A 14,212-nucleotide genomic window follows, 5' to 3' on the forward strand; every position below is an offset into this window, starting at 1 on the left:
GACTTTATAGCCGATAAATATCGACATTAGAAGCGAAATTCACCGCAATACCGAAAACAACCCAAAATAAAACCGATAAATATCTGAATAATCACATCCCCTGTAGGAGCCGGCTTGCCCGCGATGGCGGTGTGTCAGTAAAGAATTCATCAGCTGACACAACGCCATCGCGAGCAAGCCCGCTCCCGCAGGGTCTGTGGAAATCCAGAAAAATTGGTTACAACCCCTCCCCTAATACCTTCGAAAGCATGTCCACGAAGAAATCCACACTCCGGCGCGAAGTCACCATCGGTGGCTTGATCTTGAGCACGTTCAGGTAATCCCCGGTCGGCTGCATGAAGATTCCCAGTTCGCGCAGGCGGTCGCACAACGCCGTGGTTTCTTCGGTGGCCGGCTCCAGGGTCTCCCGGTTGCGGATCAACTCCACGCCCAGATAAAAACCGGAACCATGCACCGCGCCTACCAGCGGATGGATCTCGATCAACGCTTCCAGTCGCTCCTTGAAGTAGCCACCGACAACCTGCGCGTTTTCCCAGAGCCTTTCCTCTTCCATGACATCCAGCACGGCCATACCGACTTGGCAGCTCACCGGACTGCCGCCAGCCGACGAGAAGAAGTAGCCCTCGGCCTCCAGCGCTTCGGCGATTTCCCGGCGTGTGATCACCGCACCCAGCGGCTGACCGTTGCCCATGCCCTTGGCCATGGTGATGATGTCCGGCACCACGCCCTGTTCTTCAAAGCCCCAGAAGAAATGGCCCATACGCCCGTAACCGACCTGCACTTCATCGGCGATGCACACACCGCCCTGGGCGCGGACCAGGCTGTAGACCTGTTTGAGGTAATCTTTCGGCAGCGAAATGCCGCCGGCATTGCCATACACCGGCTCGCAAATGAAACCGGCCAGCGGGCGACCTTGCGCGGCGATTTTCGCCAGGTTGTGCTCGACGCTGCGCACATAATCGGGGGCGCTGTCGGGGCCACGGAATTCACCGCGATAGGTGTTCGGCGCTGGCACCGGATGCACCCAGTCGGGACGGCTGCTCAGGGCCTTGGGGTTGTCGGCGATCGAGGTTGAAACCGCATCCGCGCCCACCGTCCAGCCGTGGTAGGCCTCGAGCACGCTGATGATGTCGCGCCCCCCGCTGTAGGCCCACGCCAGACGGATTGCCAGGTCATTGGCCTCACTGCCGCTGTTGACCAGGAACACCCGGTCCATGGAGTCCGGCGACAGCTTCAACAGACGTTCGGAAAACTCCGCCACCGCCGCATAGTTGAAACGCGAGTTGGTGTTGAGCAGCGACCACTGGCGGGCCGCCACCGCGGCCATGCGTGGATGGCCATGACCGAGCACCGCAACGTTGTTGAGCATGTCGAGGTAAGAGCGGCCCTGCATGTCGATGAGGTGATTGCGCCAACCGCGCTCGATGCGCGGCGGATCGACGTAGTAGTGCTTTTGCGTGCGGGCGAAGCTGGCATCGCGGCGCGCCAGCAGGGTTTGCGCATCGAGCTCTGCCGGTGCATCGCAGGCCAGTCCCAACAGCGCGGCCGGAGAGGGGCACAACGCCTGCCAGGCTGGCGCTCGGGTCGGCGTACAAAACAACGGCGCGTCGAGTGAAGTACCTCGGCACAACTGCACCCGCAACGGCCCGCTGACGGAGCCTAATACCTGGCCTTTGACCAGCGCCGCGCCACTGTGGAGCGAAGGTGTCACGCCCCACAGGCGCACGCTCAGTTGAGGACCATCGAGCTGCAGCACACCGGACGCCGGTTGGTGAACCATCCCGGCAAAAGGCGATTCAACGGCGGTGCCGTGGGGCACACGCAACTCGACATGCAACGGGTAAGTATCCGGCTCGTTGGCGCTGTCCGGTCGCGTGCGGGACAACCGATACTGCCCGTAGTGGCTGGCCGCCAGACCGTGAGCGGCAGCCGCTTCGTCCAGCAGGCGCTGATCAATACCGTCCTGCTCCCAATTGCCGGCCTCAAAATGCGGGCTCAGGACACCCAGGTCGATCAAGGCGAATTCACGCCCGACCAGGCTGGGCAGCAACGGCGCAAAATTTTCGCTGCCGATCTCCGGCAGGCGCAGCCCCACGGACGTGAGGATGGCGGCTTCCATCAACGCCATGGGCAGCGAGGTGGCGACACGGAAAATTTCCCATTCGTGGGTCAGGTTGTCACGGCTGTATTGATTGCCGGGATCAATGCTGACCTGCTGTTCACCGCTGAGCACCAGCACGGCAGCCCGCGCAACGATCAACGGCCACAGGGCCAGCAATTCTTCCTGTTGCAGCGGATTGACCGCGTGATAGGCCTGGATCGCCGGCAAGATGTAGAAAGGGTCGCCATTGGCATGGTGCAGCAGCGCCGCGCAGGTTACCGACAAGTCGGTGATGCGCCAGGTGCGGATCAGGTCGCCGAAGTCGATCACGCCCTGCAATTGCCACTGGCGTTGCGCATCACGCTGCCAGACCACATTGTCATCGGTGATGTCCATGTGGATGGCCTGTACCGGCAACTTGTCGACCACTGGCCGCAAGGCCTGATCTGCCTGCGCGGCAGCTTGCGCGATCAAGGCGCGTTGCTCATCGTCCTTGATCACCGGCAGCAAGTGCGCGATCAACGCATTGGCGTGGCGGGCGTCCCATTGCAGGGTGCGCTCCAGGCCGGCATGGCTGAAACCGGCCAGTGCCAGATCCATTTCACCGCAGAGCCGGCCGAAGCCGGCCACCACTGACCTCGGCAAATGCTCCAGCGCCGTGAGCGGCTGCCCCTCGATGTACTCGAGCAAACGCACATGCACCGCTTGCCCTGCGATCTCCAGCGAGAGCAGATCAGCGCCGGTCCGCGACGCTATCACCCGCGGCACCTGCACCTGTGAGTGCTCAGCCAGATGCTTGAGCCCGGCGTGCTGGGCTTGCAGCTCCAGCGACGAATAGTCGCCCCGGCAAATTTTCAGTACAAAACGCCCTTCGGCGCTGTCGACGCGAAAGTTAAGGTCCTGCTGGCTGCCAAGAGAGTGCAGGCGACCGCTCAGCCCGTAATGCCCCTCGAGCAGCTCTAGCGCTTGCGCCGCAGACACCTGCGGGCTGGGCAAACTGGCGCGATGAATCAACGTGGCGAGCGGCATGGAACGACCCCTGAAATGTTATTAGGCGCTTATATCGCCACTGCGCCGGCCGATAATCAACCCCCATAGCAGGACCAAATCTCAAATAGCTTTCACATCGCTATTGCACCTCTGGTCTGCTGCCGACAAGCTATGCTCATGTGCTTCAACGCTCTTACAGATAAAGGCTGGCCTACATGCGTATTCTCATCACCGGCGGTGCCGGTTTCATTGGCTCTGCCCTGGTTCGACACCTCATTCGTAACACCGAGCACGAAGTGCTCAATCTCGACAAATTGACTTACGCCGGTAACCTGGAATCGCTCACCAGCATCGCCACCGACACTCGCTACGAATTCGTCCAGGCGGACATCTGCGATCAGCCGACCGTGAGCGCGGTGCTGGCACGCTTCCAGCCGCATGCGATCATGCACCTGGCAGCCGAATCCCACGTCGACCGCTCCATCGACGGCCCGTCGGATTTCATCCAGACCAACATCGTCGGCACCTACAGCCTGCTGGAAGCCACTCGCGCCTACTGGAACGCCCTGGCCGAGCCTGAAAAAAGCGCCTTCCGCTTCCACCATATTTCCACCGATGAGGTGTATGGCGACCTGCACGGCGTTGATGACCTGTTCACCGAAACCACGCCGTACGCACCCAGCTCGCCATATTCCGCCAGCAAGGCAGCGTCCGACCACCTGGTCCGCGCCTGGCAGCGCACCTATGGCCTGCCGGTTTTGCTGACCAACTGCTCGAACAACTACGGGCCGTTCCACTTCCCCGAAAAGCTGATCCCGCTGGTGATTCTCAACGCCCTGGCGGGCAAGCCACTGCCTGTCTATGGCAACGGCCTGCAGATTCGCGACTGGCTGTTTGTCGAAGACCACGCCCGTGCCCTGTTCAAGGTGGTAACCGAAGGCGTGGTCGGCGAGACCTACAACATCGGCGGCCACAACGAGCAGAAGAACATAGACGTGGTGCGCGGCATCTGTGCCCTGCTTGAAGAGCTGGCGCCGAAAAAACCCGAAGGCGTGGCGAACTTCGCCGATCTGATCACGTTCGTCCAGGATCGCCCTGGCCATGACGTGCGCTACGCCATCGATGCCGGCAAGATTGAACGCGAACTCGGCTGGGTGCCCGAAGAAACGTTCGAGACTGGCCTACGCAAAACCGTCCAGTGGTACCTGGAAAACCTCGAGTGGTGCCGCCGCGTTCAGGACGGCAGCTACCAGGGCGAACGACTGGGCGCCATCAATACCAAGGAGTTGATCGCATGATGAAGGGAATTGTGTTGGCCGGTGGTTCGGGCACGCGTTTGCACCCGATCACGCTGGGCGTGTCCAAACAACTGCTGCCGATCTACGACAAGCCGATGATCTACTACCCGATCTCGGTGCTGATGCTGGCCGGCATCAAGGAAATCCTGCTGATCTCCACCCCCCAGGATCTGCCGCAATACCGCAACCTGCTGGGTGACGGCAGCCAGTTCGGCGTGCATTTCAGCTACGCCGAGCAGCCCTCGCCCGATGGCCTCGCCCAAGCCTTCCTGATCGGCGAAGAGTTCATCGGCGATGATCCGGTGTGCCTGATCCTCGGCGATAACATTTTCCATGGCCAGCACTTCGGCGACCAATTGAAACAAGCCGTGAAGCGTGAATCCGGTGCCACAGTCTTCGGCTATTGGGTCAAGGATCCCGAGCGTTTCGGTGTGATCGATTTCGACGACGAGGGTCGTGCCCTCTCGATCGAGGAAAAGCCCAAGGCGCCGAAGTCCAGCTATGCGGTGACCGGCCTCTATTTCTACGACAACGATGTGATCGAGATCGCCAAGGCCGTGAAGCCATCTCCTCGTGGTGAACTGGAAATCACCGACGTCAACAATGCGTACTTGCAACGCGGCGATCTACAGGTCGAGCGCTTCGGCCGCGGCTTCGCCTGGCTGGACACGGGCACCCATGACAGCCTGCTCGATGCCTCGCAATACGTGCAGACCATCGAACACCGTCAGGGGCTGAAAGTGGCCTGCCTCGAAGAAATCGCCTACGAAAATGGCTGGATCAGCCGCGATCGCCTGCTGGAACGCGCCAGCTATTTCGGCAAAACCGGGTACGGTCAGTACCTCTTCAAACTGGCCGAGGCGAGCAAATGAATGTGATTGAAACCGCCCTGCCCGGCGTGTTGATCCTGGAGCCTAAGGTTTTCGGTGATGAGCGCGGTTTTTTTTACGAGAGTTTCAACGCCAAGGCATTCGAGGAAGCGACCGGGCTCAAGCGCCAGTTCGTTCAGGACAACCATTCGCGGTCGCTCAAAGGCGTGCTGCGTGGCCTGCACTACCAACTGGAAAACACCCAGGGCAAGCTGGTTCGGGTAACGGTCGGTGAAGTGCTCGACGTCGCGGTGGACGTCCGTCGCAGCTCACCGAACTTCGGCAGGTGGGAGGCGGTGCGCCTATCCGCGCAAAACGCCCGCCAGCTGTGGGTACCGGAAGGTTTTGCCCATGGGTTCGTGGTGCTGAGCGATGTCGCCGAGTTCCTGTACAAGACCACGGACTATTACAACCCGTCGGCCGAGCGTTGCCTCCGCTGGGACGACCCGACACTTGCCATCGACTGGCAGTTGACCGAAGCGCCGCAACTGTCAGCCAAAGACCAGCTCGGCAAAACCTTGCAGGAGGTCGACCTGTTTCCATGAGAATTCTTATCAGCGGTCAACATGGACAGGTTTCAACCGAGCTGCAACATCACTTGAAGACACTTGGCGAATTGGTAGTACTTGGGCGCACCGAGTTCGATCTGACCAATCCACAGCAATTGCGTCAGCAGGTACGCCGGGTTCGTCCCGACCTGATCATCAACGCCGCGGCTTACACTGCGGTCGATCAAGCTGAAAACGAGTCGCAGATAGCGTTCGCCATCAACGCAACGGCGCCCGGCATTCTGGCCGAGGAAGCAGCGCAGCTGGGCATTGCGCTGATTCACTACTCCACCGATTACGTGTTCGACGGCAACAAAAGCACGCCTTACAACGAAGACGACGCGCCGAACCCGCTGGGCGTTTATGGCCAAAGTAAACTGGCTGGCGAACAGGCCATCACGGCGGTGCAAGGCCAGCACCTGATCTTGCGCACCAGTTGGGTGTACTCCAACCATGGCCGTAACTTCCTGCTGACCATGCAACGCCTGCTGCAGGAAAAACCGGAGCTGCGCGTGGTCGCCGACCAGATCGGCGCGCCGACCTGGGCCGGTACCATCGCCCAAAGCACCCGCGCCCTGATCGAACGCTGGCAGGCGGGACAATCCGGCGCCTGGGGCACCTATCACCTGACCGCGCAGGGCGAAACGTCCTGGTTTGGTTTTGCCCAGGCCATTGGCGACGCTTTGCGCGCACAGGGCAAGGCCTGCGCCAACCTGCTGCCGATTCCGTCCAGCGACTACCCGACCCCGGCCACCCGACCGCTGAACTCGCGCCTGGATGGGCAGCGCCTGCAACGCGAGTGGGGCGTCAGCCAACCTGACTGGCAAACCGCGCTGCGCGAGTGTCTTGCCGCACAAGCCTAGGCATAATGCGCCTGTACCCACAGGCGCTTGATGCTCATGACTCCCACCGTTCCCCGCAGACCCCGCTGGCGTAGCCTGGCCCTGCTTGCGCTGTGCCTGGCGCCCTTGCTGTGGCCGCTGGAACATCTGGCCGAGCGCTACTACCGCAGCGAATTGGCCGGGCAGAACCGCCAGACCCTCGACCTGTACGTCGCCAACCTGTTGGGCACCCTGCACCGTTATGAAGTGCTGCCGCAGATCCTCGGCGACCTGCCCGCCCTGCGCGCGGACCTGATGGCACCGAATGACGGTGTCGTTCAAGGCAATGCCAACCGGCTGTTGAAAAACATCGCCCTGCAGACCGGTGCCGAAGTCATGTACCTGATGGACACCCAGGGCAATACGATCGCCGCGTCCAACTGGGACAAACATGACAGTTTTGTCGGGCGAAATTTCGCGTTCCGACCGTATTTCAGCGAGGCCATGGCCGGGCGTCTGGGGCGATTTTTCGGCTTGGGTACCACGTCCGCCAAGCGCGGTTATTTCTTCGCCGCCGCCGTACGTGATGGTGAAAAAGTCATTGGCGTGCTGGTGACCAAGGTCGACCTGGACCACACCGAAAGCCTATGGGGCAAAACCCCCGAACAACTGCTGGTAACCGACCATAACGGCGTGGTCATCCTGACCTCGCGCTCGGAGTGGCGCTTTCGCGCGACCCGGCCATTGACTGATGCCGAGCGTGCTGCGATCACTGCGATTCAACCCTACCCGACCCGCGAACCCAAGCCATTGAGTCTAAGCCCAGAGGCCTGGTTGACCCAGACCCAGCAAATTGATGAAACCGGCTGGAGCGTCAGTATCCTTGCACCTCGCACGCTGATCGATCGCCCGGTACGCACGGTGGTCGCCATCGGCGGCGCCACGTTACTGGTGTTGATGCTGCTGCTGGGACTGATGATGCAACGCCGCCGGCATTATCTGGACCGGATCGCGTTCGAGGCCAAGGCCCGGCGCGAACTGGAAGGCCGTGTCGCCGAGCGCACCAGCGACCTCGAGGGCCTCAACCGCCGCCTGAAACAGGAAGTGCTGGAGCGCGAGCAGGCGCAACAGGAGCTGGTGCGCGCCCAGGATGACCTGGTCCAGGCGGGCAAGCTGTCGGCACTGGGCACCATGTCAGCGAGCATCAGCCACGAGCTCAATCAACCGTTGGCGGCCATTCGCAGCTACGCGGAAAATGCCGAGGTGCTACTCGATCATCAACGTACCGAGGATGCGCGTGGCAATTTGAAGCTGATCAGCGAACTGACCGGGCGCATGGCTTCGATCATCGCCCATTTGCGCGCCTTTGCCCGCCGTGACCGTCACGCGCCGGAAAGCGTGGCGTTGCAACCGGCGCTGGATGATGCGCTGGCGCTGCTGGCCAAGCGCCGACGCAGCATGGAGGTCGAGCTGATTCGTGACCTGCCGGCAGCCACCCTGTGGGTCGAGGCCGGGGAAACCCGTTTGCGTCAGGTGCTCGGTAACCTGCTGGCCAACGCCCTCGACGCGCTGACGGAAAAGGGGCCGCCGCGTAAACTCTGGCTGAGTGCCCAATCCACTGCGGAGGGCGTCACCCTGACCATTCGCGACAACGGCCCGGGTTTCTGCATGGAGGCCCTGGGCCGCGCCAGCGAGCCCTTCTACACCACCAAGACGCGTACGCAAGGGTTGGGCCTGGGGCTGGCGATCTGTGAAACGCTGATGCTCGCCTTCGGTGGGGAACTGTTGTTCTCCAACCACAAGGAAGGCGGCGCACTGATTACCCTGAAACTGCGCGCAGGCGCACCGGGCGTGAGCCTGCAACCGTCCGAGGACCGAAGTGCATGACCATCGACAACCAACTGCAGGTCGTGTTGATCGACGATGATCCGCATCTGCGCCAGGCCCTGAGCCAGACCCTGGACCTGGCCGGCCTGAAAATCCTGTCGCTGGGCGAAGCCAAGGGCCTGGCCGGACAACTGGAGCGCGACTGGCCGGGAGTGGTGGTCAGCGACATCCGCATGCCGGGCATGGACGGCCTGGAGTTACTCAGTGAACTGCATGCACTCGACCCGGAGTTGCCAGTGCTGTTGATTACCGGCCACGGCGACGTACCGCTGGCGGTGCAAGCGATGCGAGCCGGAGCTTACGATTTTCTGGAAAAACCCTTTGCCAGCGACGCCTTGCTCGACAGCGTGCGCCGCGCACTGGCGTTGCGCCGCCTGGTGCTGGACAACCGCAGCCTGCGCCTGGCCCTGAGCGATCGTCATGAGCTCAGTGCCCGTCTAGTCGGGCAATCGGCGTCCATGCTGCGTTTGCGCGAGCAAATCGGCGCACTGGCAGCGACCAAGGCCGACGTCCTGATCCTCGGCGAAACCGGTGCCGGCAAAGAAGTCGTGGCCCGTGCCCTGCACGATCTATCGGGTCGGCGTAACGGTCCGTTCGTGGCGATCAATGCCGGTGCCCTGGCGGAGTCTGTGGTGGAAAGCGAGCTGTTCGGCCACGAACCAGGCGCTTTCACCGGCGCGCAGAAACGCCGTATCGGCAAGTTCGAATTCGCCAACGGCGGGACGTTGTTCCTCGATGAAATTGAAAGCATGAGCCTGGACGTACAGGTGAAACTGCTGCGTTTGCTGCAAGAGCGAGTGGTGGAGCGCCTCGGTGGCAATCAGTTGATCCCATTGGACATCCGCATCATCGCCGCGACCAAGGAAGACTTGCGCCAGTCCGCCGATCAGGGCCGCTTCCGGGCCGACTTGTACTACCGCCTCAACGTCGCGCCGCTGCGAATCCCGCCACTGCGCGAGCGCGGTGAAGATGCACTCGTACTGTTCCAGCACTTCGCGGACGAAGCCAGCGCCCGCCATGGCTTGCCGCCCCATGAATTGCAACCGGGGCAACGGGCGCTGTTGCTGCGCCACACGTGGCCTGGCAACGTGCGGGAACTGCAGAACGCCGCCGAGCGTTTCGCCCTGGGCCTGGAATTGGCGCTGGATAACCAACCACCAGATGGTGCGCCCGGCACCCCTGTAGAGATGGTCAGTGGCGGCCTGAGCGAACAGGTGGAGAGCTTCGAGAAATCATTGATTGCCGCCGAGCTGGCCCGCTCCCACAGCTCGGTACGCAGCCTGGCGGAAGCCCTGGGCATTCCGCGCAAGACCCTGCACGACAAACTGCGCAAACACGGTCTGAACTTCGCCGACAGTAGCCCGCAACATTCCACCGACGAACACGATTGAGCCGCTCACGCCCAACAAGAGGCCCCGCATGAACCGCGACAGTCACGACCTGGAATCGGTCCTGCATCACGACATTCCCCTGACACAAGCCATGGGCATCAAGGTGCTCGATTGGCACGACCAGCAACTGCGCCTGCACTTGCCGCTGGAAGCCAACATCAATCACAAGAGCACCATGTTCGGCGGCAGCCTGTATTGCGGTGCGGTACTGGCCGGTTGGGGCTGGCTGCATTTGCGCTTGCGCGAAGAAGGAATCGAAGACGGGCACATCGTGATCCACGAAGGACAGATCAGCTATCCGCTGCCGGTAACCGGTGACGCCACGGCAATCTGCCAGGCGCCGAGTGCGGCGGTGTGGAAGAAATTCCTGGCGATGTACCAGCGTTATGGACGGGCGCGGCTGACTCTGCATTCGCGGGTCGTCAACGTGAACAGCGATGACGATGCCGTGACGTTCACCGGGCAGTACGTCTTGCACCGCTGATCGTGATTCATCACCTGTAGGAGCGAGCTTGCTCGCGATGGCGGTGTGTCAGCTTGCACATGTGTCGGCTGACAGTCCGCCATCGCGAGCAAGCTCGCTCCTACAGGGGCCTTAGCTACGCGCCAGCGCCAGCAACGTTTCACGCCAGGCCGCCTGCGCCGGCAGCGCCAGGAAGAATTCATTGAGCAGTGACTCACGCGCCGGATAGCTGAAGGTCGCGCCACTCAAATCCAGCACTTCACCACCGGCACCTTCGAGAACACCCTGGGCTGCCGCCGTGTCCCACTGGGACGTCGGCGCCAGGCGCGGGTAACAATCCGCCGCGCCTTCGGCCAGCAGGCAGAATTTCAACGAGCTGCCAATGCTGGCCAATTCGAGATCACCCAGGCTGGCGCTCAATCCCGCCAGCAACCGTTCCTGCTCCGGGCTCGAGTGCCGACGGCTGGCGACCACGGTGAATGGCTGCCCGGGGGCCGGCGCATTACGGACCCGAATCGTTCGCGGCTCGGCACCTCGATCGCCGCGCCAGGCCCCGAGCCCCGCACCGCCGGCATAAAAACGTCCATTGGTCGGCATCGACACCACCCCAAACACCACCCGGCCCTGCTCGATCAAGGCGATGTTGACGGTGAACTCCTCGCTGCCGGCAATGAATTCCTTGGTGCCATCCAATGGATCGACCAACCACCAGCGCTGCCAGCCGGCGCGCACGCTTTGGGAGATGTTGGCGTCCTCTTCGGAAAGCACCGGGATGCTCGGGGCGAGCGCCGTCAGCCCGGCCAGGATCAGGTGATGGGCGGCGAGGTCGGCCGCCGTGACCGGTGAATCATCGGCTTTGGCGGCCACCGCCGTACCGGTGCGCCAAAACGGCAGGATCGACTCTCCGGCCTGCAACGCGAGTTCCACCACGGGTGCCATCAATGGATGCGGGAACGTCATGGCAGGAACACTCCGCGCTGAGTCAGCAGGTCACGGGCCAGGTACAACGCCGCCAGGGCGCGACCCTCGGTGAATTTCGGGTTCTGCGCCAGCGCAGACAGCTCGCGAAGATTGATCGTCTCCACCCCCATCGGCTCAGGCTCGTCACCTTCCAGCCGTTCTTCATACAGATCCGTGGCCAACACCACCTGGATCTTCTGACTCATGTAACCGGGGGACAGCGATAACTCGGTCAGGTGCACCAATTGACGCGCGCCATAGCCAGCCTCTTCCTTGAGCTCGCGCTCCGCCGCCGCCAACACGTCTTCGCCCGGCTCGATCAAACCCTTGGGCAACGACAGCTCGTACGCATCGGTACCACCGCAATACTCCTCGACCAGCACGGCGTGCTCTGCATCGAGCATCGCCACGATCATCACTGCCCCATATCCAGCGCCCTTGCCCACCAACCGCTCATAAGTACGCTCCGCACCATTGGAAAAGCGCAGCTTGAGCTCTTCAACGCAGAACAGGCGGCTGGTGGCGACAATCTCGCGGGCGAGGACAGTGGGTTTCTGGCGCATGAAAAGCTCCTTGGCGTGAACGGGTTACTATACCCGGCCTATCCTGATTGTTGATCCCGGATATCTTTTTTACCGTTGGAGAAGTTTTTTATGTCACTGCTGCCGTGGCGCGACATCGACACCGTTCTGCTGGACATGGACGGCACGCTGTTGGACCTGCACTTCGACAACCACTTCTGGCTCGAACACCTGCCCCAGCGTTACGCCGACTTGCACGGCGTGAGTCGGGCCATGGCCGAAATGGAGTTACAACCGCTGTTCGAGCGCAATGCCGGGCAGTTGCAGTGGTATTGCCTGGACTTCTGGAGCGCCGAGCTGAAATTGCCGGTGCGCGAACTGAAACTGGAAACCGCACACCTGATCGCCCTGCGCCAGGACGCCGACACATTCCTGGCCGCCGTCAAGCACGCCGGCAAGCGTGTGGTGTTGATCACCAATGCGCACCGCGACTCGCTGTCATTGAAGCTGGAAAGAGTGGAACTGGCACCGTACTTCGAACGCCTGATCAGCTCCCACGACTATGGCTTCCCCAAGGAAAACCGGCAGTTCTGGGATGCCTTGCAGGCCGACATCGGGTTCGACCCTGCGCGTAGCCTGTTTATCGACGACACCTTGCCGATCCTGCGCAGCGCCCGGGATTATGGGGTGGCGCATCTGCTCGCGGTACGGGAGCCGGACAGCCGCAAGGGCCCCAAGGACACGGCCGAGTTTGCGGCGGTGGGGGATTATCGGGAGTTGATTGCCGGGCTTTGAGACCGAGGTGAACCCATCGCGGGCAAGCCCGCTCCTACAGGTCCGGCGGTGCCCCTGTAGGAGCGGGCTTGCCCGCGATGGCGATCTTAGGGACTAATCAGGAATCCGCAACGACTGCCCCGGATAAATCTTGTTCACATCCTTGAGCATCGGCTTGTTGGCCTCGAAAATCTTCTGATACTTGTTGGCATCGCCATACACCCGCAACGAAATAGCGCTCAGGGTATCGCCCCTCTGTACCACCACGAACTTCGAGGCAACGACGACCGGCCCTGTTACCGTGATCTGGTCTTCAACGCCACTGATACCTGCCACGTTGCCCAGCGCCAGGAGAATTTTTTCCTTCTCTTCCTGACTGCTCGCCTCGCCCGTGGCGATGACCTTCTCACCTTCGACCTTCACCTGAATTTTCGACGTGTCGATCCCCGTCAGTGCATCCCTCACATGTTTGGTCAGTGCCTCGCTGTTGGCTTCGGCCTTGTCCGGCGTCAGCGCATCGAGGATTTTTTCACCCGCTTCTCTCAGAAAACTGAACAGACTCATTGTGCGCTCTCCTTGGAATGTATGTGTCCAGACGCAAAAGCCTAGTCCAGCTTTGCCAAAGAAGGATCCAAACCGACCAATGACGCCACTTGTCCCCAGGCGCTAGAATCCCGGTCTACCCGCGCCCTGGAACGAAGATGGACATCAAGCAGCTGAAATTCCTCATCGCCCTCGACGAAACCCGGCACTTCGGCCAGGCCGCCGCGCGTTGCCACATCACCCAGCCGACCCTGTCCATGCGCCTGCGCAGCCTTGAGGAAGAGCTGGATCTGCCACTGGTCAAACGTGGTCAGCGCTTTGAAGGCTTCACCGCGCCGGGCGAACGGGTGCTGGCCTGGGCGCGCACCGTACTGGCGGCGTGCGATGGCTTGCAAGCCGAGGCCGCAGCCTGTCGTGGCAACCTGGTGGGTACGTTGCGCCTGGGCGTGGTGCCGTTGTCGAGTTTCGATCCGCTGCCGCTGATGCAACGCCTGCACACCCAGCACCCGAACCTGCGCTTCGAACTGTCGTCGTTGAGTTCCGAGCAGATCCTCGAACAACTGGCGAACAATCGCCTGGACCTAGGCGTGTCCTATCTGGAGCGCCTGGACGCCGAGCGTTTCGATTCACTGGCCTTCAGCGAAACCCGGATGGGGCTGCTCTACGATCAACGCTTCTTCAGCTTCGGCGAAGCGCCGCTAAGCTGGGAGTCGCTGATCGAACTGCCGCTGGGCATGCTCACCAGCGGCATGCATTTTCGCCAGTCCATCGATCACAACTTCCACAGTCGCGGCCTCAGCCCCCAGCCGCTGTTGCAGACCGATGCGGTGCATCAGTTGCTGCAGGCTGTTCACGGTGGCTTGTGCTGCGCGGTGATGCCGCTGGAAGGCGGCCTGGAAAACCTGACCGACCACTTGCGCCTGCAGCCGATTGAAAACGCGCAAACCCTCAGCCGGCTGGGGCTGATCATGCGCCGCAGCGCACCGCGCTCGGCGCTGGCGGAAGCCTGTTTCGCGCTGTATCAGAAATCACCGACCGACTCTTGA

13 protein-coding genes are annotated in these 14,212 nt (G+C 61.7%); 9 read left to right on the plus strand and 4 right to left on the minus strand.

Annotated features, from left to right (window positions below):
• Positions 1-217: 217 nt before the first annotated feature.
• Positions 218-3,130: an aminotransferase gene (locus AB4N64_RS23690; RefSeq protein ID WP_460119029.1), complete on the minus strand. Its 2,913-nt coding sequence runs from the start codon at positions 3,128-3,130 to the stop codon at positions 218-220.
• A gap of 176 nt (positions 3,131-3,306) precedes the next feature.
• On the opposite strand from AB4N64_RS23690, the gene rfbB reads away from it, so the two are divergent.
• The 7 genes from rfbB to AB4N64_RS23725 are packed head-to-tail and all read left to right on the plus strand — an operon-like array spanning position 3,307 to position 10,389.
• A complete protein-coding gene (gene rfbB / locus AB4N64_RS23695; RefSeq protein WP_460119031.1) occupies positions 3,307-4,389 on the plus strand; it encodes a dTDP-glucose 4,6-dehydratase in 1,083 nt (360 codons plus the stop codon).
• On the plus strand, positions 4,386-5,261 hold the full coding sequence (rfbA, locus tag AB4N64_RS23700; RefSeq protein ID WP_460119033.1) for a glucose-1-phosphate thymidylyltransferase RfbA: 876 nt from the start codon (positions 4,386-4,388) through the stop codon (positions 5,259-5,261). The genes rfbB and rfbA overlap by 4 nt, the downstream gene beginning before the upstream one ends.
• Positions 5,258-5,803, plus strand: a complete 546-nt coding sequence (gene rfbC / locus AB4N64_RS23705; protein WP_460119035.1) for a dTDP-4-dehydrorhamnose 3,5-epimerase — start codon at positions 5,258-5,260, stop codon at positions 5,801-5,803. The genes rfbA and rfbC overlap by 4 nt, the downstream gene beginning before the upstream one ends.
• Positions 5,800-6,669, plus strand: a complete 870-nt coding sequence (gene rfbD / locus AB4N64_RS23710; protein ID WP_460119037.1) for a dTDP-4-dehydrorhamnose reductase — start codon at positions 5,800-5,802, stop codon at positions 6,667-6,669. The genes rfbC and rfbD overlap by 4 nt, the downstream gene beginning before the upstream one ends.
• A 36-nt stretch (positions 6,670-6,705) precedes the next feature.
• Positions 6,706-8,514: a sensor histidine kinase gene (locus AB4N64_RS23715; protein ID WP_460119039.1), complete on the plus strand. Its 1,809-nt coding sequence runs from the start codon at positions 6,706-6,708 to the stop codon at positions 8,512-8,514.
• Positions 8,511-9,905, plus strand: a complete 1,395-nt coding sequence (locus AB4N64_RS23720; RefSeq protein WP_460119042.1) for a sigma-54-dependent transcriptional regulator — start codon at positions 8,511-8,513, stop codon at positions 9,903-9,905. The genes AB4N64_RS23715 and AB4N64_RS23720 overlap by 4 nt, the downstream gene beginning before the upstream one ends.
• A gap of 28 nt (positions 9,906-9,933) precedes the next feature.
• A complete protein-coding gene (locus AB4N64_RS23725) occupies positions 9,934-10,389 on the plus strand; it encodes a thioesterase domain-containing protein (protein WP_460119044.1) in 456 nt (151 codons plus the stop codon).
• Positions 10,390-10,500: 111 nt separating this feature from the next.
• On the opposite strand, the gene cysQ is transcribed toward AB4N64_RS23725, so the two are convergent.
• Positions 10,501-11,328 carry a 3'(2'),5'-bisphosphate nucleotidase CysQ gene (gene cysQ, locus AB4N64_RS23730; protein WP_460119046.1) on the minus strand — a complete coding sequence of 276 codons (828 nt, stop codon included), beginning with the start codon at positions 11,326-11,328 and terminating at the stop codon, positions 10,501-10,503.
• The gene (gene nudE, locus AB4N64_RS23735) at positions 11,325-11,891 is read right to left on the minus strand and encodes an ADP compounds hydrolase NudE (RefSeq protein WP_460119048.1); all 567 of its coding nucleotides are present in this window, start codon (positions 11,889-11,891) and stop codon (positions 11,325-11,327) included. Before nudE ends, cysQ begins: the two co-directional genes overlap by 4 nt.
• A gap of 90 nt (positions 11,892-11,981) precedes the next feature.
• Between nudE and yrfG the strand changes: the two genes are divergently transcribed.
• Complete coding sequence (yrfG, locus tag AB4N64_RS23740; RefSeq protein ID WP_460119049.1) at positions 11,982-12,644, plus strand: GMP/IMP nucleotidase; 663 nt, start codon at positions 11,982-11,984, stop codon at positions 12,642-12,644.
• A gap of 93 nt (positions 12,645-12,737) precedes the next feature.
• Here the strand turns inward: yrfG and lysM are convergent, their stop codons facing one another.
• The gene (gene lysM, locus AB4N64_RS23745) at positions 12,738-13,187 is read right to left on the minus strand and encodes a peptidoglycan-binding protein LysM (protein ID WP_460119050.1); all 450 of its coding nucleotides are present in this window, start codon (positions 13,185-13,187) and stop codon (positions 12,738-12,740) included.
• A gap of 137 nt (positions 13,188-13,324) precedes the next feature.
• Here lysM and AB4N64_RS23750 point away from each other — a divergent pair, with 137 nt between their 5' ends.
• Positions 13,325-14,212: a LysR family transcriptional regulator gene (locus AB4N64_RS23750; protein WP_460119052.1), complete on the plus strand. Its 888-nt coding sequence runs from the start codon at positions 13,325-13,327 to the stop codon at positions 14,210-14,212.

This window comes from Pseudomonas sp. S2_C03 (assembly GCF_054668405.1).